Below are 18,539 nucleotides of genomic sequence, written 5' to 3' on the forward strand. Positions count from 1 at the left end.
TGCGGCCCCCGCGATCCCGGCGGGTGGCCGTCGAGGCTCCCCCTGTTCGGCCCGGGGCTCGGGACCGGGCGATGAGCTGCACCTGGACGGTGCGCGCCGCGCCGCGCCCGGCCCTGATGGGCATCGGGACATCTCGCGCAACGAACCAACCCCGCATGCCGCATTGCTCGACGGGCCGGTGGCGCCCGCAACACTCCTCGAACAGGGGTGGCGCAAACGGCCCTCGAAGCACCCCGCAAGGCGGATCCAAGGCTCCGGAGCCTTGTCCGACGAAGCGGATTCCGGTTCGTCGCAGGACATGCGGCAAAATCAAAGACCCTGGAGCAGCGCCCGATCGCAATGGGCTCGGGCGCTGCTCCAGGGTTTTGGGATCAATCCTCCGGGGAGCGAGCCGGCCAGAGGCTTGCTTTGCAAGCAGCTCAGCCGAGGCGTGTCGCGGGTTCCATGAACGCCACGCCGATCAGGGCTTGCGCGTGATACGGTTTTCGGAAGATCACTTTCGGAAACCGTATCACGAGCCCGCGCGGCGCCTGAGCGAGGCCGGTTTCCGCATCGCGAAGCGATCATCCGGAAACCGTATGACTTCCGGTTTCCGAAGCGGGTCACCCGGAAACCGGATGACCCGCCCTTCCGAACCGATCGTCCGGAGCCCCATCACTCCGCCGCGATCGACGCGGCGCCGATCGGCACCACGCGGGCCGCGCAGAACTTGAATTCCGGGATCTTGCCCATCGGGTCGAGGGCCGGGTTGGTGAGGAGGTTCGCCGCGGCCTCGGCGTAGCAGAAGGGCATGAAGACCATGCCGTCCGGCACGTCCCGGTCGGAGCGGACCTTGACCTCCACCGCACCGCGCCGCGTCTCCAGCCGGATCGCGTCGCCGGGGACGAGGCCCAAGCGGCCGAGTTCGCGCGGCGCCATGAAGGCCACCGCCTCGGGCTCGATCGCGTCGAGCACGCCCGCCCGCCGGGTCATCGAACCGGTATGCCAGTGCTCCAGCACGCGGCCCGTGGAGAGGACCATCGGGAACTCGGTGTCGGGCACCTCGTCGGGCGGCACGATCGCGGCGGGCACGATCTTCGCCCGTCCGCTCTCGGTCGGGAAGCCGGCGTAGAAGATGATCTCGTTGCCGGGCTGGTCGGGCGCGTCGACCGGGTAGGTCACGGCCCCCTCGCGCTCCACGCGCTCCCAGGTGATGTTCTTGAGGGAGGGCATCACCTGCGCCATCTCGGCGAAGACGTCGGCCGGACCGCGGTAATCCCAGGCGAGCCCCATGCGGCGGGCCATCTCCTGGATGATCCACCAATCCTGGCGCGCGTCGCCCGGCGGGGGCACCACGGGCCGGGCCATCTGCACCCGCCGGTCGGTGTTGGTGAAGGTGCCGGCCTTCTCGGCGAAGGCCGAGGCGGGCAGCACCACGTCGGCGTGGAAGGCCGTCTCGGTCAGGAACAGGTCCTGCACGACCAGATGGTCGAGCATGGCGAGCGCGCCGCGGGCATGGTTGAGGTCGGGATCCGACATCGCCGGGTTCTCGCCCTCGACATACATGCCGCGGATCTGCCCGGCATGGATCGCCTTCATGATCTCGACGACGGTCAGGCCCTGCTTGGGGTCGAGGGACTGGCCCCAGAAGTTCTCGAACAGCTCCCGCACGGCCGCCTTCTCGACCGACTGGTAATCGGGATAGACCATCGGGATCAGGCCCGCATCGGAGGCGCCCTGCACGTTGTTCTGGCCGCGCAGGGGATGCAGCCCGGTGCCCGCCCGGCCGATCTGGCCGGTGGTGAGGGCGAGCGCGATCAGGCAGCGGGAATTGTCCGTGCCGTGGACGTGCTGGCTCACCCCCATGCCCCAGAAGATGATCGAGGCCTTGGACCGCGCGTAGAGGCGCGCCACCTCGCGCAGGGTCTCGGCCGGGATGCCGCAGACCCGCGCCATCGCCTCGGGCGTGAACTCGCGGATGCGCTCCTTCAGCGCGTCGAAATTCTCGGTGTAGCCGGCGATGTATTGCTGATCGGTGAGGCCCTCCTCCACGATCACGTTCAGCATCGCGTTCAGCATCGCCACGTCGGTGCCCGGCTTGAAGGCGAGGTGCCGGTAGGCGTGGCGCGACAGGACCTGCCGGCGCGGATCCATGATGATGAGCTTGGCGCCGCGCTCCTTGACGGCGTTCTTGATGAAGGTGGCGGCGACCGGGTGGTTCACCGTCGGGTTCGCCCCGATGACGACGATCACCTCGGCGTCGAGGGCGGCCGAGAACGGGGCCGAGACGGCGCCCGAGTTCAGCCCCTCCATCAGCGCCGCCACCGAGGAGGCGTGGCACAGGCGCGTGCAATGGTCGACGTTGTTCGAGCCGAAGCCGAGCCGCACCAGCTTCTGGAACAGGTAGGCTTCCTCGTTCGAGCCCTTGGCCGAGCCGAAGCCGGCGAGCGCGCGGGGCCCGTGGGCGTCGCGGACGCGCACGAGGCCGCCCGCGGCACGCTCCAGCGCCTCCTCCCAGGTCGCTTCGCGGAAATGCGTCCAGGGATTGGCCGGATCGACCTGATCGTTGGCGTCCTTCGGCACGGTGTCGAGCCGGATCAGGGGCGCCGTCAGCCGGTGGGGATGGTGGACGTAGTCGAAGCCGAAGCGGCCCTTCACGCAGAGCCGGTTGTGGTTGGCCGGGCCGTCCTTGCCCTCGGCGTAGACGATGCGGTCGTCCTTGACCTTGTAGGAGACCTGGCAGCCGACGCCGCAATAGGGGCAGAGCGAATCCACCGAGCGGTCCGGATAGACCACGCGCTCCTGCGCATCGTTCAGATAGGCCGACGGCATCAGGGCGCCGGTCGGGCAGGCCTGGACGCATTCGCCGCAGGCCACGCAGGTCGATTGGCCCATCGGGTCGTCGAAGTCGAACACGACCTTGGCGTCGGCATTGCGGTAGGCCATGCCGATCACGTCGTTGACCTGGACCTCGCGGCAGGCCCGGACGCAGAGGTTGCACTGGATGCAGGCGTCGAGGTTCACCCGCATGGCCGGGTGGCTGACGTCCGGCTGCCAGCGCGCCTCGGACGGGAAGCGGCTCTCGGCGATGCCGACCCCATCCGCCTGGGTCCAGAAATGCGAATCCGGATCGTGGGAGGTCTCGCGCGCCGGCTGGTCGGCGACGAGGAGTTCCATCACCATGGCACGGGCCTTCACCGCCCGGTCGCTCTGGGTCTTCACCTTCATGCCGACGGCCGGCACGCGCTTGCAGGAGGCCGCGAGCACGCGCTCGCCCTCGATCTCGACCATGCAGGCGCGGCAATTGCCGTCCGGCCGGTAGCCGGGCGCCGGCTTGTGGCAGAGATGCGGGATGTGGGTGCCGAGGCGCTGGGACACGGCCCAGAGCGTCTCGCCCGGCCGGGCCTCGACCGGCTGGCCGTCGAGTTCGAAGATCACCCCCGGGATGCCGGCCGGAAGGTCCCGCAGGGCCATGGTGCCGCTCGGGGCCGGGCCGGCCTGTCCCCCGGCCTTGGCGCCCTGCGAATAGGCGCCGCCGGCCTCAGGCCTCGTGCCGGCACCGCCGGCATCCTGCGGGGCGGCGGGACCGGTCGCGAGCGGGTCGCTGCCGGCCGGATTGCTGTTCTGGGTGCCGCTGCTCATGGATCGCTTCCCCGTCCGAACCCGTCCGCCCTACTCGGCCGCCATGGGCCGCGGGGTCGGGAAGAGGTCCGGGAAGTATTTGATGACGCTGGTGAGCGGGTTCGAGGCCGCCTGCCCCAATCCGCAGATCGAGGCGTCGCGCATGCATTGCGAGAGTTCGCCGAGGAGGTCGGTGTCCCAGACCCCGTGCTCCATCAGCATGCGGGCCTTCTGGGTGCCGACCCGGCAGGGCGTGCACTGGCCGCAGGATTCGTCCTCGAAGAACCGCATCAGGTTGAGGGCGGCGCCCCGGACGTCGTCCTTGTCCGAGAGCACGATCACCGCGGCCGAGCCGATGAAGCAGCCGTATTTCTCCAGGGTGCCGAAATCGAGCGGGATATCGTCCATGGAGGCCGGCAGGATGCCGCCCGAGGCGCCGCCCGGCAGGTAGGCCGCGAAGCGGTGGCCCTCGGCCATGCCGCCGCAGAACTCCTCGATGAGTTCGCGGATGGTGACGCCCGCCGGCGCGAGCTTCACGCCCGGCTCCCGCACCCGGCCCGAGACCGAGTAGGAGCGCAGGCCCGTGCGGCCGTTGCGGCCGTGGCTCTTCCACCAATCCGGCCCGCGCTCGATCAAATCGCGGACCCAGTAGAGGGTCTCGACATTGTTGATCAGCGTCGGGCGGCCGAACAGGCCGACTTGGAACGGGAAGGGCGGCTTGTGGCGCGGCAGGCCGCGCTTGCCCTCCAGGCTCTCGATCAGCGAGGATTCCTCGCCGCAGATATAGGCCCCCGCCCCGCGGCGCAGATGCAGGCGCGGCCCGCCGGGCGGCAGCTTCGCGATCTCGCGGGCCAGGATCGCGCGGGCGATCGGGTATTCGTCGCGGATGTAGAGGTAGACGTCCTCGGCCTCCACCACGTGGGCGCCGATCAGCGTGCCTTCGAGGAAGCGGTGCGGATCGGTGTTGAGGTAGAGCTGGTCCTTGAAGGTGCCGGGCTCGCCCTCGTCGCCGTTCACCGCCATCAGGCGCGGCCCCTTCTCCCCACGCACCGAGCGCCACTTGCGCCCGGTCGGGAAGCCCGCCCCGCCGAGGCCCCGCAGGGCGCCGTCGTCGAGGATCGACAGCACCGCCTCGACGGTGAGGTCGCCCGCGCGCAGGCGCTCCAGGGTGCGGTAGCCGCCCGCCGCCCGGTAGGCGTCGTAACCGACGTATTCCGGAATGTGCGCATGGGTGTCGCCGGCCGCCACCGCCGCCTTCACGCGCTCGGGCGTCGCCTCGAACAGGAAGTTGTGGCCGACCTCGGCGGCGGGCGCGTGGTCGCAGAGCCCGACGCAGGGCGCGCGCACGACGCGCACCTGGCCGCCGATCTCCGCCTGGAGCGCGGCGAGCAGATCCTCCGCCCCGTGCATCGCGCAGGTGAGGCTGTCGCAGACCCGCACCGTCAGCGCGGGGACCGCGGCCTCGCCCTCCTTCACCACGTCGAAATGCGCGTAGAAGGTCGCGGTCTCGAACACCTCCGCGAAGGCGAGGCCCATCTCGTCGGCGAGCGCCGCGAGATGGGGCGCGCTGATCTGCCCGTAGGTGTCCTGGATCAGGTGGAGATGCTCGATCAGAAGGTCGCGGCGGCGCGGGGCCTCGCCGAGGAGCGCCGCGATCTCCGCCTTGGCCCGTGGATCGACTTGGCGGCCCTTCGGGACCGGTCTCGCCCGTTCGCGGCCGCGTCCGGGATGATCGAAGCGCTTCACGCGCGTGACGTCGTGCTGGCTCATGGCATCACCCTACCAGCTGGCATACAAAATACAATGATCCACACGGGACGCTCGCAGGGCGATCTTGTCTCGGGCTGTGCGCAGGGGGGAGGCGGGGGGCTCGCGACGATGGCGCCCCGATCGCCGCGCCCGTCGCGGCGAACCGACCCTCGATCCGTTAAAAAGTATAAGGGCCGGTTCGGGGACCGCAGCCCCCCACCAAGGTCGAAGGCCGGTCGCATCGGGGTTACTGGCCGCCGAAGGCGCGCAGCGGCCGGCCGGCCTCCGAGCGATGCTCCAGGCGCACGCGCCCTCCTGCACGATCGATTCCGGTCACGCGCGGGCCGGCGACGGCGTCGAGTTCCTCCTCGAAGGCGTCGAGGGCGGCGTTGAGGGCCTCGCACCCCTCCGGCCATGCCGCGGCAAGACGGGCCTCGACGCCCTCGCGCATGGCCTCGGTCAGCGGCGGACGCGTCCCGGCCGCGTAGGCATCGGCGGTGATGCGCGCCCATTCGCGGGCGGTTCTGTCGGTCTCGGACATGGTCGTTTCCCCTCCGGTGATGGAGGAGGAACGCGCCAGCGGGCCGGATCGTCGCCTCAGCGCCCCGTCTCGACCGCGAGCCACACGGCGACGAGCACGAGCAGCACCGCCGAGACCTTTCGCAGACGGGTGGCGGTGCGCGAATCGCGCAAGGACGGCCGCAGGCGGGCGGCGAGGAGCACGATCCCGGCATGGATCACGGTCGCGATGAGGACGTAGACGGCGCCGAGCGTGATCATCTGCATCTCGACGGACGGCCCCTCCGGCCGCACGAACCGGGGGAGCGCTGCGAGGAAGAACAGGAAGGATTTGGGGTTGAGGAGGTTGAGGAGGAAGCCGCGCAGAAGCAGACCGTCCCCGGAATCGCCGGCGGCCGCGGCCGGCCCCTCGTCCCGCCCGATCCAGATCTCGACGGAAAGGCCGACCAGAACCAGCACGCCCGCCCAGCGCAGGAGGCCGAACAGCGCCGGGTAGCGCGCGACCGCGAAGCCCGCCCCGAGCCCGGCGGCGAGCGCCTGGACGGCGAGGCCGAGCGCGACGCCGAGCACCATCGCGAGGCCGGCCCGGCGCCCGCGCGCCAGGGCGAGCACGGCGAGCGTGGTCATGTTCGGCCCCGGCGTGAGTTCCAGCACGAGGACGGTGATCAGGAACGCGACGGAGGGCATGCACTCGTCACCGGGTGACGCCGAGGCCGGATGGCAGGCCACGGCTCACGCTTGGAAGCTCCCGGAACAGAGCCTCAATGGCTCATCAGGCAGCAGGCATTCGTCGCCTGGAGGATGTCGCGGGTGACGCCGCCGAACAGCCATTCGCGCAGGCGGCTGTGGCCGTAGGCGCCCATCACCACGAGATCGGCCCGCTGCGCCGCCGCGTTGGCGAGGATCGCCGCGCCCGGCCGGACCCCGGATTCGGGCACCATCCGCGCCGTGGCAGGCACCCCGTGCCGGACGAGGAAATCGGCGACGTCGCCGATCGCCTGCCCGTCGGTCTCCGGCCCCACCCCGAGCACCAGCACCTCCTCCGCCTTCTGCAGCAGCGGCAGGGCGGCGAGAACGGCCCGGCGGGCCTCCGGCGCGTCCTTCCAGGCCACGACGGCCCGCTCCGCCCGCAGGCGGACGAGGCCCGGCGGCACGACGAGGACGGGCCGGCCCGCCTCCATCAGCAGCGGCCCCGGCGGCACCCCGAGCGCGCCCGCATCGCCGTCGCGGCCGACCACCAGCAGATCCGCCGCCCGGGCCTGGACGGCGAGGTAGGTCAGGCCCGGCGCCAGGGCCGCCCGCCACGCCGCGTCGAGACCGGGGCCCGCCGCCTGCTCGAACAGGTCCCGGGCCTGGCGCAGCTCGTCGAGGACGCGCTCCTTCTCGGCGTCGTAGATCCGGCCCGCCTCGGCGATGTCCATGGCGGTGACCGGATCCGTCACCTGCCGCGCGGCCGCGCCGATCAGGCGGGCCTCGAAGCGGCGCGCGAGATCGGCGGCGAGCTGCACGCGCGCGGCCGCGGCCGGACCGAGATCGAGGGACACCATGATGCTGGCGTAGGTCATCGGACATCTCCGCAGCCACGACTGAACGGGACGGGATTGTGCGCGACCCGCGGAGGCGCGGCCTTGATCCAGCGCAACATCACGGCCCGTCCGGAGCCGGTTGATCTGCATCAAGGTTGGCCGTGCCGACCCGCCGGATAAGCGCTCGTCAGCGCGGGAGAGCCCGCGTCTCCACACGAGCGAGCCATGGCCTCAGCCTCATCCAGCAAGTACATGACAGAAGGCGAGGCGGGCCTGTGCGCGGCCCTCGGCCTCGGCTTCCTCGTCAGCCTCGTCGCGGCCGCCAAGGCCGTCGACGCGCCCTTCGGCGCGCATGCGGCGATCTTCGCCGCCGCGAGCGCGGCCGGCATCGTGGCGATCCTGCGCCGCTACGCCGCCCGCGATCCCGAGCCGGTCCCGCAGGAGATCGGCGGCAAGCCCAACTACAATCTCGGCCCGATCAAGGTGACGGCGATCGCCGCGATGGGCTGGGGCATCGCCGGCTTCCTCGTCGGCTGCATCATCGCCTTCCAGCTCTGGGCGCCCTCGCTCAATTTCGGACTCGAATACACCACCTTCGGCCGCCTGCGCCCGCTGCACACCTCGGCGGTGATCTTCGCCTTCGGCGGCAACGTGCTGATCGGGACCTCGCTCTACGTGGTGCAGCGCACCTGCCGGGTGCGGCTCGCCGGCGACCTCGCGCCCTGGTTCGTGGTGCTCGGCTACAACCTGTTCATCGTCATCGCCGGCACCGGCTACCTGATGGGCGTGACCCAGTCGAAGGAATATGCCGAGCCCGAATGGTACGCCGATCTCTGGCTCACCATCGTCTGGGTCGCCTATCTGCTGGTCTTCCTCGCCACGATCTGGAAGCGCCGGGAGCCGCACATCTTCGTGGCGAACTGGTTCTACCTCGCCTTCATCGTGACCATCGCGATGCTCCACATCGTGAACAACCTCGCGCTGCCGGTCACGGTCTTCGGCTCCAAGTCCTACCCGATCTTCTCCGGCGTGCAGGACGCGCTGATCCAGTGGTGGTACGGCCACAACGCGGTCGGCTTCTTCCTCACCGCCGGCTTCCTCGCGATCATGTACTACTTCGTCCCGAAGCGGGCGGAGCGGCCGATCTATTCCTACCGGCTCTCGATCATCCACTTCTGGGCCCTGATCTTCATGTATATCTGGGCCGGGCCGCACCACCTGCACTACACCGCCCTGCCCGACTGGGCGCAGACGCTGGGCATGACCTTCTCGATCATGCTGTGGATGCCGTCCTGGGGCGGCATGATCAACGGCCTGATGACGCTCTCGGGCGCCTGGGACAAGCTGCGCACCGATCCGATCCTGCGCCTGATGGTGGTCTCCCTCGCCTTCTACGGCATGGCCACCTTCGAGGGGCCGATGATGTCGGTGAAGGCGGTCAACGCGCTCAGCCACTACACCGACTGGACCATCGGCCACGTGCATTCGGGTGCGCTCGGCTGGGTCGCCTACGTGTCCTTCGGCGCCCTCTACTGCCTCGTGCCGTGGCTGTGGAACCGCCGCGAGGTCTACAGCCTGCGCCTCGTCGAGTGGCACTTCTGGGTCTCGACCCTCGGCATCGTCCTCTACATCACCTCGATGTGGGTCGCCGGAATCATGCAGGGCCTGATGTGGCGGGCCTACAATACCTTCGGCTTCCTCGAATATTCCTTCGTCGAGACCGTCGAGGCGATGCAGCCCTACTATCTCGTGCGGGCGCTCGGCGGGACGCTGTTCCTGATCGGCTCGCTGATCATGGCCTACAACCTCGCCATGACCATCCGGGGCCGCGAGGCGACCGAGTCCGACATCACCCCCGGCGCCGCCCTCGCCCCGGCCGAGTAGCCGCCCGCCCCGACCGGCCCGCCGCGCGGCGGGCCCCCTCCCCTCGTCACGAAAGATCCGTCCGGCCATGGCCATTGCCCAGCCCGGCCTCTGGAAGAGGCACGAGTTCTTCGAGAAGAACTCCATCCTGCTCCTCATCGGCGTCCTGATCGTCGTCGCGATCGGCGGCCTGATCGAGATCGTCCCGCTGTTCTACCTCAAGAGCACCATCGAGGCGGTCGAGGGCGTGCGCCCCTACACGCCGCTCGAACTCGCGGGCCGCAACATCTACATCCGCGAGGGCTGCTACCTCTGCCACAGCCAGATGATCCGGCCGATGCGCGACGAGGTGGAGCGCTACGGCCACTTCTCGCTGGCCGCCGAGAGCCTGTACGACCACCCGTTCCAGTGGGGGTCGAAGCGCACCGGCCCCGATCTCGCCCGCGTGGGCGCCAAGTATTCGGACGAGTGGCACCGCGAGCACCTGCGCGACCCGCGCGCGGTGGTCCCCGGCTCGATCATGCCGGCCTACGCCTTCCTCGACCGTCCGCTCGATGCGGACGCCATCGTGGACGACCTCATCGCCAACCGGCAGCTCGGCGTGCCCTACAGCCCCGAGATGATCGCCTGGGCGCAGAGCGACCTGCGCAGCCAGCTCGACCCGGACGGCGCCGGCGGGGCGGATTTGCAGAAGCGCTACCCCGGCGCGGTGCTCCACCTGCCCGGCAGCCGCAGCCAAGTGACCGAACTCGACGCCCTCGTCGCCTACCTCCAGGTGCTCGGCACGATGGTCGACTTCAAGATCTACGACGACAAGCAGAACCTGAGGTGACGCCGTGAGCTACGATCTCGCCTCCCGCTTCGCCCAGACGAGCGGCCTCGTCTACTTCGTCGCCCTCTTCGCCGGAGCCGTCCTGTACGCGCTCTGGCCCCGCAACCAGGGCCGGTTCGACGCCGCCGCCCGCCTGCCCCTCGACGAGGAGTGATCCCCGTGGCCGATACACGCCATCCGCCGGCGGGCCTGCCCGGCGCCCCCGAGACCACCGGTCACGAGTGGGACGGGATCCGCGAATACAACAACCCGCTGCCGCGCTGGTGGCTCTATTCCCTCTACGCGACGATGGTCTGGGCTCTGGGCTACTGGGTCGCCTACCCGGCCTGGCCGCTGATCAGCAGCCACACGCGGGGCCTGCTCGGCTATTCGAGCCGCGCCGAGGTGCTGGCGGATGTCGAGCACACGCGGCAGGCGCGGGCGATCCTCGGCCAGGACCGGCTGGCCGCGGCCTCGCTCGCCGAGATCAAGGCGGATCCCGCCCTGCTCGCGCTCGCGCTCGCCACCGGCAAGGCCGCCTTCGGCGACAATTGCGCCGCCTGCCACGGCACCGCGGCGACGGGCCGGACCGGCTACCCGAACCTCCAGGACGACGACTGGCTCTGGGGCGGCAGCCCGGAGACCATCGCGGAGACGATCCGCGTCGGCATCCGCGCCGGCCACGCCGACACGCGCCAGGGCGACATGCCGGCCTTCGGGCGCGACGGCATCCTGAAGCGCGACGAGGTCGAGGCGGTGGCGAACTACGTCCTGTCCCTGTCGGGCAAGGCCTTCGCGCCGTCCGCGAGCCTGGAGAAGGGCGCCGGGATCTTCGCCCAGAACTGCGCCGCCTGCCACGGCGAGCAGGCCAAGGGCAATCCGGAGATGGGCGCCCCGAACCTGACCGACGCGGTCTGGCTCTACGGCTCCGCGCCCGAGCAGGTGACGGCGACGATCGCCAACGGCCGCAAGGGCGTGATGCCGACCTGGGAGGGCCGGCTCGACACCGCGACGATCAAGTCGCTGGCGGTCTACGTGCACAGCCTCGGCGGCGGCCGGTAGACGGGGCCTCGGTCAGACCGGGGCATCCGTCCGAGACGGCTCCCCCGTTCCCGGGCGCAGGCAGCGAGGGCGGAATGCGACCCGGGACCCCGCACAAGAAGCGGAAAGCGCGACGGTTGATCGAAGCCGCCCCGCTCCTCAGGCCGAGGTGCCGCGCAGCAGCCTCGCAGCGCGCCTGATACGGTTTCCGGAAGATCACTTTCGGAAACCGTATCACGAGCCCGCGCGGCGCCTGAGCGAGGCCGGTTTCCGCATCGCGAAGCGATCATCCGGAAACCGTATGACCGGTCGTCCCAGCACGGCAGCTTTGGATTTCCGCTCAGGGGGGCTTCGAGGCTTGCTTCGCGAGTAGCTCGGCATGAGGAGCGGGCGGGTGCCATGGAGGCTGCGAGCGCTCACCACAGCAGCGGGTGCAGGAACACCTCCACGGGGTCGCCCTCGGCGACCCCCGTCGCCTCCTCCGGCAACGCCGCCAGCCCGTCGCTGCCGGTGAGCGAGGTCAGCACCCCGGCCCCGTCGCGGGGGAACTTCACCGCCTCCACCGTGCCGTCCTCCGCCCGCCGCAGCGAGACGCGCACGTATTCTCGCCGTCCCGTCTTCTTGCGGTAGCGGAAGGCCGCCCGGACGGATTGCGGCAGGAGCGGCCCGGAGAGCGCCCCCGAGAGCCGGGCGAGGAGCGGGCGCACCACGAAGAGCAGCGTCACGTAGACCGCGACCGGGTTGCCGGGCAGGCCGACGAAGGCGGCATCGCCGATCAGCCCCATCGCCACCGGCCGGCCGGGCTTGATGGCGAGGCGCCAGAAGACGAGGCGGCCGATCGCCTCCACCGCCGCCTTCACGTGATCCTCCTCCCCGATCGAGACGCCGCCCGAGGTCAGGATGAGGTCGTGGTCCCGCGCCGCCGCCGCGAGGCGCTCGCGCAAGGCCGCGGGCTCGTCGCGCAGGATGCCGAGATCCGACACCGCGGCCCCGAGCCGCCGCAGCAGGGCGACGAGCAGCACCCGGTTCGAATCGTGGATCGCCCCGGGCCGCAGGGCCGCGCCGGGCTCGGCGAGTTCGTCGCCGGTCGAGAACACCGCCACCCGCAGGCGGCGGCGCACCGGCAGGGCCGCGTGGCCGGTCGCCGCCGCGAGCGCGAGGTCGGGGGGCGTGAGGCGCCGGCCGGCCGGGATCACCACGGCGCCGCAGCCGATATCCTCCCCGGCCGGGCGGCGGTTCGCCCCCGGCTTGAGGCCGGCCGGCAGCACGACGCGGCCGCCCTCGACCCGCACGTCCTCCTGCATGAAGACCGTGTCCGCATCCGCCGGCATCGGCGCGCCGGTGAAGATCCGGACGGCAGCGCCCGCTGCCGCGACGCCGGTCGCCGCCCGGCCGGCCGCGAGCCGCCCGCGCAGGGGGAGCGCCGTCTCGCCCGCGGGCGCGAGGTCGGCGAAGCGGACCGCATAGCCATCGACGGCGGAATTGTCGAAGGGCGGCAGGTCGAGGAGCGCCCGCAGGTCGGCGGCGGCGATGCGCCCGTCCGCCTCCCCGAGCGGCACGCTCTCGATGCCGGCGACGACGGGCAGCCGCTCGGCGATCAGGGCAGCGGCCTGATCGACCGAGAGCAGCGGACCGCCGAAGGCGAAGCAATCGTCACTGAGTTGCGCCATGCTCGAGCCTCTCGAGAACCGCGGCCAGCGGCTCCGCCCGCGATCGCACCGCCGCGGCGATCGCCTCCACATCGTCGAGGGGCAGCACCGGCAGGGCGGCCTGCGGGAACGGAACGTCGCTCGCCACCGCGACGATGCGCGGATCCTCCGGATGCAGGGGCGGCCGGCCGTTCGCCGCGCGGAACACTTCGAGCTTCGGATGCGCCTCGCGCTTGAAGCCCTCGACGAGGACGAGGTCGCAGGGGGTCAGGCGCCGCAGCAGCGCCGCGAGGGTGGCCTCGGGCTCCTCCCCGACCTCGTGGATCTGCACCCAGCGCCGCGCCGAGGACACGATCACCTCGCTCGCCCCGGCCGCGCGATGCGCGTGGGAATCCTTGCCGGGCTGGTCGACGTCGAAGGCGTGATGCGCGTGCTTGAGGGTGGCGACGCGCAGGGACCGCGCGGTCAGCGCCGGGATCAGCCGCCGCAGCAGCGTGGTCTTGCCGGCGCCGCTCCAGCCGGCGAGGCCGATCACCCGCATCGGGCTGCCTCCGCCGGTGCGAAGCCGAGATCGTGCAGGTCGGCCCGCATCTCGGGCGCGGTCAGGAGCGCGAGGAAGGCCGCGATGGCGGGGTCGTCGCGCCGCCCGGACGGGTAGGCGAAGTCGTAATGCTCCTCGGTGAGGGGCAGGAAGCCGAGGCCGTAGCTGCGCGCCACCGTGGCGATGGCGACCCCCCAATCGGCGCGCCCCTGCGCCACCGCCGCCGCGACCGCGTTGTGCGAGCGGGGCTGATTCCAGTAGCCGGGCGGGCGGGCGCCGGCGAGGAGCCCGTCGATGAGCGCCCGGGTGCCGGCCCCGGTGTTGCGGTTGACCATCACGGCCTCCGGATCGGCGAGGAGCCCGGCCACCGCCTCGGCCGCGCCGCGCCCCGAAAAGCGCGCATCGCCCGGGCGGAAGACCACGCCCTGGAGGCGCCGCCAGCCGGGCGCCAGGGCGAGGCCGGGGGTGAGGAAGGGCGCGTTGTAGCGGCCGGTCTCCGGGTCGAGGAGGTGGAGGCTCGCGAGGTCGCACTCGCCTCGCTTGAGGGCGGCAAGACCGCCCGCGGAGCCGACCCAGATGGTCCGCGCCCGCACGCCCCGCTCGGCGAGATGCCCGACGAGACGGTCGAGGCCGAGGCAGTGGCTGCCGACCAGGGTGAGGTCGGGCGGCCGCACCCCGGCGCCGAGGCGCGTGACCGCGACCCGCTCCCCCGCCTCCACCCCGGCGCGCGCGGCCGGCACCGCGAAGAACCCGTCCGCCTGCGAGAAGGCCGTGACCGCCCCCGAGCCCTTGCCGAGGGGCAGGGCGACGAGGCCCTCGGCCCCCTTCGCCAGGGAGGCCATCACGAACTCGGTGCGGCCGAGTTCGGAGGCGAGGCGCTGGGGCAGCACGGCCTCGACCCGGCTCTCCTCGCGCGGGGGCAGGCCGGCAAGCGCGCGGATCAGCGGCACCACGAATTCGTGGAAGGTGAACATCGCCGAGGTCGGGAAGCCGGGCAGCACCACGACGGCCTTGCTGCCGACGGCAGCCAGGCAGAGCGGCTTGCCGGGCTTGAGCGCCACCCCGTGCACCAGGATGCCGGGGGCGCCGAGCCGCGACAGGATGCGGTGGGACACGTCCCCCGCCCCCTTCGAGGTGCCGCCCGAGAGGACCACCACGTCGCCCGCCGCGAGCCCGGCCCGCAGGGCCTCCTCGAGGGCGGCTTCGTCGTCGCGCACGATGCCGTGCGGCAGGGCCTCGCCGCCGTTCTCGGCCACGGAGGCCGCCACGATGGCCCCGTTCGAATCGTAGATGCCGGACGGCGGCAGCGGCGCGCCGGGCGCGACGAGTTCGTCGCCGGTGGAGATCACGGCGACGCGCGGGCGGCGCACCACCGCGACCGCGGCGAGGCCGCAGGCCGCGAGCATGCCGATCTCGCGGGCGGTGACGAGGGTGCCCCGGCGCAGGACCGTCTCGCCGCGGGCCATGTCGGCGCCCGCATAGCCCACGAACTGGCCGGGGGCCGCCGGCCGGCCGAGATCGATGGCCGGCGCCTCGCCCTCCCGATACTCCGTCGCCTCGAGCATCACCACGGCGTCGGCCCCGCGGGGCAGGACGCCGCCCGTGGCGATCGGGGTGGCGGTGCCGGGCGCCACCGGGAGCGCCGGGGCGACGCCGCAGGCCAGGATCTCGCGGTTGAGGACGAGGCGGCGCGGCTCCGCCTCGCTCGCCCCCCCGGTGTCGGCGGCCCGCACGGCGAAGCCGTCGACCAGCGCACGGTCGAAGGGCGGCACGTCGATGGGCGAGGCGATGTCGTGGGCGAGCACCCGGCCGAGGGCCGCCGCGAGGGGGATGGACTCGTCGGCGAGGGGCGCGTGCGGCACCGCGGCCCGGAAGCGCGCCAGCGCCTCCTCGCGCGAGGCGACGGTCAGGAACTGCTCCTGGCGCGCCGCCCGGGCGAGGCGGTCGGAAAAGTCGTCGGCGGACAGCGCGTCGCTCACAGAGGCAGGATCTCGACCGGACTACCCTTCGCATAGCCCTCGTGCTCGGGCGGCACCAGCACGGCCCCGTCCGCCAGCGCGAGGCGATGAAGCGGTATGTCGGCACCGCCGAGCGGTTCGGCACCCTCGGCGGATCGCCGCACGAAGACGATCTCGGCGAGACCGATCCCCGAGGCGATCTTCCGCACCAGCGGGGCGCTCGGCAGCGGCGCGGGGGCGGCTCCGGCGAGCGCCGCGACGAGGGGGCGGCCGAGGGCGAGATGGACGGCGAGCGCCGCGTCGAGCCGGCCCGGCAGGAGCAGGACCGGGCGGCCGGCGACCGTCCCGAACCCGGCGGTCTCGCCCGGCCGCAGGGCGATCCCGTGCGCGGCGAGCGTTCCGGCCCGGGCGAGCCCCTCCGCGCTGCGGTCCGAAGCGCCGAGGCCGGTGCCGCCGATCACGAAGGTCGCGTCCGCGTCGAGTTCGGCGAGCGCGCCGGCGATCGCCGCCGGATCGTCGGGAGCGGCCCGGACGAATTCCACCCGCGCGGATTCGTCGTCGGCGAGGAGGCCCGCGAGGAACGGCGAGAGCAGGTCGGGCGCCGCCTCGCCGGTCGCCAGCAGGGCGATGCGGGGGCGGCGCACGACGACCTCGGTGATCCCGGCCGCCGCGAGCGCGAGGATCTGGAGGGCGCTGATCCGGTCGCCCGCCGACACCAGCGGGCTGCCCGCCGGGATCTCGCCGCCGGCCGGCCTCGTGCCGTCCCCGGCGGGCGCGTCGGCGACGGCCTCCCCCGCCGCGACGGCCTCCGGGGGCAGCACGGTGTCGGTCCCGGGCGGGAGGGCCTGCCCGATCTCCACCCGCGCGGGGGGATGCGGGAACGGCACCGGCGCGTAGGCCGAGGCGCCGAGGATCCCGGCCGCCGCGACTGCGAAGCCGTCCCGCAAGGCCGTGCGCGCCGCGGGGGCAGGCCGGAGGCCCAAGACGGCGCAGGCCGCGACGGAGCCCCGCGCCGCGGCGAGCGGGATCCGCCCGCCCGCCACGGGGGGCAGGCCGGAGAGGAGCCGCGCGCGGGCCTCGGCGAGGGGCATCACTTGCGAGGAGGAAGACAGACGCGTCATGGCTGCCGGGGAGCGAGAGGGTTCCCCCTTCGGATGCGGCATCGCGCCCCCGCGATCAAGGGCGGGGGCGCGCCTCCACCCATGAACGGCTCCGGACTCCTCTTCCGCTTCGCCCGGAGATAGTTTACATGTGAACCATCTCGCGGCGGGACGACCGCGGAGGATCGAGGGAGACGAGGGCCGATGCCGAGCTACAAGGCACCCGTGGAGGATGTCCTGTTCCTCCTCAACGACGTGTTCGGGTTCGCGCGGTACAGCAACCTGCCAGGCTTCTCGGACGCGACGCCGGACGTCGTCGAGGCGATCCTCTCGGAGGGCGCCAAGCTGTGCGAGGAGGTGCTGACCCCCATCAACCTGTCGGGCGACGCCGAGGGCTGCACCCGGCACCCGGACGGCTCGGTCACCACGCCGAAGGGCTTCAAGGCCGCCTACGACGCCTATGTGGGCGGCGGCTGGAACGGCCTGTCGATGCCGGCCGAATATGGCGGCCAGGGCCTGCCCGCGACGATCAACAGCGCGATCCAGGAATTCGTCTCCTCGGCCAACATCGCCTTCGGGATGTATCCCGGCCTGACCCAGGGCGCGATGGCGGCCCTCCTCGCCCACGGCACCGAGGAGCAGAAGCAGACCTATCTCCCGAAGATGATCGAAGGGGTCTGGACCGGCACCATGAACCTCACCGAGCCGCATTGCGGCACGGATCTCGGCCTGCTCAAGACCCGCGCGGTGCCGAACCCGGACGGCTCCTACGGCCTCACCGGCACCAAGATCTTCATCTCGGCCGGCGAGCACGACCTCTCCGAGAACATCGTCCACCTCGTGCTCGCCCGGATCGAGGGCGCGCCCGCCGGCACCAAGGGCATCTCGCTCTTCGTGGTGCCGAAGGTGCTCGTGAACGCGGACGGCTCGCTGGGTGAGCGCAACGGCGTGTCCTGCGGCTCGATCGAGCACAAGATGGGCATCCACGCCAACGCCACCTGCGTGATGAACTACGACGGCGCCACGGGCTGGCTCGTCGGCGAGGCCAATCGCGGCCTCAACGCCATGTTCGTGATGATGAACGAGGCGCGGCTCGCGGTGGGCATCCAGGGGCTCGGCCTGTCCGAGGTCGCCTACCAGAACGCCGTCGCCTACGCGAAGGACCGGCTCCAGGGCCGCGCCCTGACGGGGGCCAAGGCGCCCGACAAGCCGGCCGACCCGATCATCGTGCATCCGGACGTGCGCCGCACCCTGCTGTCGATCCGCGCCTTCAACGAGGCCGGCCGGGCCCTGGTGCTGTGGACGGCCCTTCAGGCGGACGTGGCGCACCGCTCCGCCGACCCGGCCGAGCGGCAGGCCGCCGAGGACCACATGGGCCTGCTGACCCCGGTGGTGAAGGGCGTGCTGACCGACCGGGGCTTCGCCAACGCGGTCGAGGCCCAGCAGATGTTCGGCGGCCACGGCTACATCGAGGAATGGGGGATGTCGCAATTCGTGCGCGACGCCCGCATCGCCCAGATCTACGAGGGCGCCAACGGCATCCAGGCCATGGACCTCGTCGGCCGCAAGCTGCCTCGCGACGGCGGCCGGGCGATGATGCGCTTCCTCGCCGAGGTCGAGGGCTTCTGCAAGGAGAACGGCGCCGACGAAACCCTGAAGGTCTATGCCGGCCCCCTCGCCAAGGCGCTGGGAGACCTGCAGAAGGCCACCATGTGGCTGATGCAGAACGCCATGGCCAAGCCCGACAATGCAGGCGCCGCCGCCACCGACTACATGCACCTGATGGGCCTCGTGGCGCTCGGCTACATGTGGGCGCGCATCGCCAAGGCGGCGGCCGCCCGCAAGGCCGAGGGCAGCGGCGACGCCGCGCGCCTCGACGCCAAGCTGAGCACCGGCCGCTTCTACATGGAGCGCATCCTGCCCGAGACGGGGACGCGGCTCGCCCGGATCTCGGCCGGTGCGGACGCCGTCATGGCCGTGCCGGCGGAACTGTTCTAAGCATCATTCGCCGACGCGACCACCGGCTCGGCGGCGAAAATGATCCGGGAACAAGGACCTGGGCAGAGCTGCTCCGTGCGGTTCCGCTCGGCGTCCACGCCCTGGGCGGCGGCCGGATGCGGCCGCTCAGGGCCCGCGCATGCCGATCCGCCGCGCGGCCCCGGCCGGGCGGCCCGAGACACCC

General features: G+C 72.0%; 14 protein-coding genes. 5 read left to right on the top strand and 9 right to left on the bottom strand.

The annotated features are described in order from the left end of the window. Positions 1–654 precede the first annotated feature (654 nt). The 5 genes from fdhF to ACE101_RS15745 form a co-directional block, all read right to left on the bottom strand. A complete protein-coding gene (fdhF, locus tag ACE101_RS15725) occupies positions 655–3,453 on the bottom strand; it encodes a formate dehydrogenase subunit alpha (protein ID WP_379138715.1) in 2,799 nt (932 codons plus the stop codon). A 198-nt stretch (positions 3,454–3,651) separates the two neighbouring features. After that, positions 3,652–5,370: an NAD(P)H-dependent oxidoreductase subunit E gene (locus tag ACE101_RS15730; RefSeq protein ID WP_379131127.1), complete on the bottom strand. Its 1,719-nt coding sequence runs from the start codon at positions 5,368–5,370 to the stop codon at positions 3,652–3,654. A 226-nt stretch (positions 5,371–5,596) separates the two neighbouring features. After that, positions 5,597–5,890, bottom strand: a complete 294-nt coding sequence (locus ACE101_RS15735; protein WP_379131130.1) for a hypothetical protein — start codon at positions 5,888–5,890, stop codon at positions 5,597–5,599. Positions 5,891–5,946: 56 nt separating this feature from the next. Beyond that, on the bottom strand, positions 5,947–6,555 hold the full coding sequence (locus ACE101_RS15740) for a LysE family translocator (protein WP_379131132.1): 609 nt from the start codon (positions 6,553–6,555) through the stop codon (positions 5,947–5,949). A 74-nt stretch (positions 6,556–6,629) separates the two neighbouring features. Then, positions 6,630–7,433: a universal stress protein gene (locus ACE101_RS15745; protein WP_379131134.1), complete on the bottom strand. Its 804-nt coding sequence runs from the start codon at positions 7,431–7,433 to the stop codon at positions 6,630–6,632. A gap of 186 nt (positions 7,434–7,619) precedes the next feature. Here ACE101_RS15745 and ccoN point away from each other — a divergent pair, with 186 nt between their 5' ends. The 4 genes from ccoN (at position 7,620) to ccoP (ending at position 11,130) form a co-directional block, all read left to right on the top strand. Beyond that, positions 7,620–9,278 (top strand): cytochrome-c oxidase, cbb3-type subunit I, encoded by a 1,659-nt coding sequence (gene ccoN, locus ACE101_RS15750; protein ID WP_379131136.1) that lies wholly within the window; start codon positions 7,620–7,622, stop codon positions 9,276–9,278. Between the two features lie 67 nt (positions 9,279–9,345). Next, positions 9,346–10,089 (top strand): cytochrome-c oxidase, cbb3-type subunit II, encoded by a 744-nt coding sequence (gene ccoO, locus ACE101_RS15755; RefSeq protein ID WP_379131139.1) that lies wholly within the window; start codon positions 9,346–9,348, stop codon positions 10,087–10,089. A gap of 4 nt (positions 10,090–10,093) precedes the next feature. Continuing rightward, the gene (locus ACE101_RS15760) at positions 10,094–10,243 is read left to right on the top strand and encodes a cbb3-type cytochrome c oxidase subunit 3 (protein WP_379131142.1); all 150 of its coding nucleotides are present in this window, start codon (positions 10,094–10,096) and stop codon (positions 10,241–10,243) included. A gap of 5 nt (positions 10,244–10,248) precedes the next feature. Next, positions 10,249–11,130, top strand: a complete 882-nt coding sequence (ccoP, locus tag ACE101_RS15765) for a cytochrome-c oxidase, cbb3-type subunit III (RefSeq protein ID WP_379131144.1) — start codon at positions 10,249–10,251, stop codon at positions 11,128–11,130. Positions 11,131–11,525: 395 nt separating this feature from the next. Here the strand turns inward: ccoP and ACE101_RS15770 are convergent, their stop codons facing one another. Genes ACE101_RS15770 through ACE101_RS15785 form a run of 4 tightly spaced genes read right to left on the bottom strand, consistent with a single transcriptional unit; the run spans position 11,526 to position 16,378 of the window. Then, positions 11,526–12,779: a molybdopterin molybdotransferase MoeA gene (locus ACE101_RS15770; RefSeq protein ID WP_379131147.1), complete on the bottom strand. Its 1,254-nt coding sequence runs from the start codon at positions 12,777–12,779 to the stop codon at positions 11,526–11,528. Next, a complete protein-coding gene (gene mobB / locus ACE101_RS15775; RefSeq protein ID WP_379131149.1) occupies positions 12,763–13,299 on the bottom strand; it encodes a molybdopterin-guanine dinucleotide biosynthesis protein B in 537 nt (178 codons plus the stop codon). The genes ACE101_RS15770 and mobB overlap by 17 nt, the downstream gene beginning before the upstream one ends. Further along, a complete protein-coding gene (locus ACE101_RS15780; RefSeq protein WP_379138718.1) occupies positions 13,290–15,266 on the bottom strand; it encodes a molybdopterin biosynthesis protein in 1,977 nt (658 codons plus the stop codon). The genes mobB and ACE101_RS15780 overlap by 10 nt, the downstream gene beginning before the upstream one ends. Before the next feature lie 8 nt (positions 15,267–15,274). Further along, positions 15,275–16,378, bottom strand: a complete 1,104-nt coding sequence (locus ACE101_RS15785) for a molybdopterin-binding protein (RefSeq protein ID WP_379131151.1) — start codon at positions 16,376–16,378, stop codon at positions 15,275–15,277. A 183-nt stretch (positions 16,379–16,561) separates the two neighbouring features. Here ACE101_RS15785 and ACE101_RS15790 point away from each other — a divergent pair, with 183 nt between their 5' ends. Further along, positions 16,562–18,355, top strand: a complete 1,794-nt coding sequence (locus ACE101_RS15790; protein WP_379131153.1) for an acyl-CoA dehydrogenase C-terminal domain-containing protein — start codon at positions 16,562–16,564, stop codon at positions 18,353–18,355. The last annotated feature ends 184 nt before the right edge of the window (positions 18,356–18,539 follow it).

It is taken from the genome of Methylobacterium carpenticola (assembly GCF_042748905.1).
Lineage (GTDB): Bacteria > Pseudomonadota > Alphaproteobacteria > Rhizobiales > Beijerinckiaceae > Methylobacterium > Methylobacterium carpenticola.

What these genes read in the sequence shown, in the direction of transcription:
- fdhF (WP_379138715.1), bottom strand. Translation starts at nt 3,453, where the DNA reads ATGGCCCTGCGGGACCTTCCGGCCGGCATCCCGGGGGTGATCTTCGAA.
- ACE101_RS15730 (WP_379131127.1), bottom strand. Translation starts at nt 5,370, where the DNA reads ATGAGCCAGCACGACGTCACGCGCGTGAAGCGCTTCGATCATCCCGGA.
- ACE101_RS15735 (WP_379131130.1), bottom strand. Translation starts at nt 5,890, where the DNA reads ATGTCCGAGACCGACAGAACCGCCCGCGAATGGGCGCGCATCACCGCC.
- ACE101_RS15740 (WP_379131132.1), bottom strand. Translation starts at nt 6,555, where the DNA reads ATGCCCTCCGTCGCGTTCCTGATCACCGTCCTCGTGCTGGAACTCACG.
- ACE101_RS15745 (WP_379131134.1), bottom strand. Translation starts at nt 7,433, where the DNA reads ATGACCTACGCCAGCATCATGGTGTCCCTCGATCTCGGTCCGGCCGCG.
- ccoN (WP_379131136.1), top strand. Translation starts at nt 7,620, where the DNA reads ATGGCCTCAGCCTCATCCAGCAAGTACATGACAGAAGGCGAGGCGGGC.
- ccoO (WP_379131139.1), top strand. Translation starts at nt 9,346, where the DNA reads ATGGCCATTGCCCAGCCCGGCCTCTGGAAGAGGCACGAGTTCTTCGAG.
- ACE101_RS15770 (WP_379131147.1), bottom strand. Translation starts at nt 12,779, where the DNA reads ATGGCGCAACTCAGTGACGATTGCTTCGCCTTCGGCGGTCCGCTGCTC.
- mobB (WP_379131149.1), bottom strand. Translation starts at nt 13,299, where the DNA reads ATGCGGGTGATCGGCCTCGCCGGCTGGAGCGGCGCCGGCAAGACCACG.
- ACE101_RS15785 (WP_379131151.1), bottom strand. Translation starts at nt 16,378, where the DNA reads ATGACGCGTCTGTCTTCCTCCTCGCAAGTGATGCCCCTCGCCGAGGCC.
- ACE101_RS15790 (WP_379131153.1), top strand. Translation starts at nt 16,562, where the DNA reads ATGCCGAGCTACAAGGCACCCGTGGAGGATGTCCTGTTCCTCCTCAAC.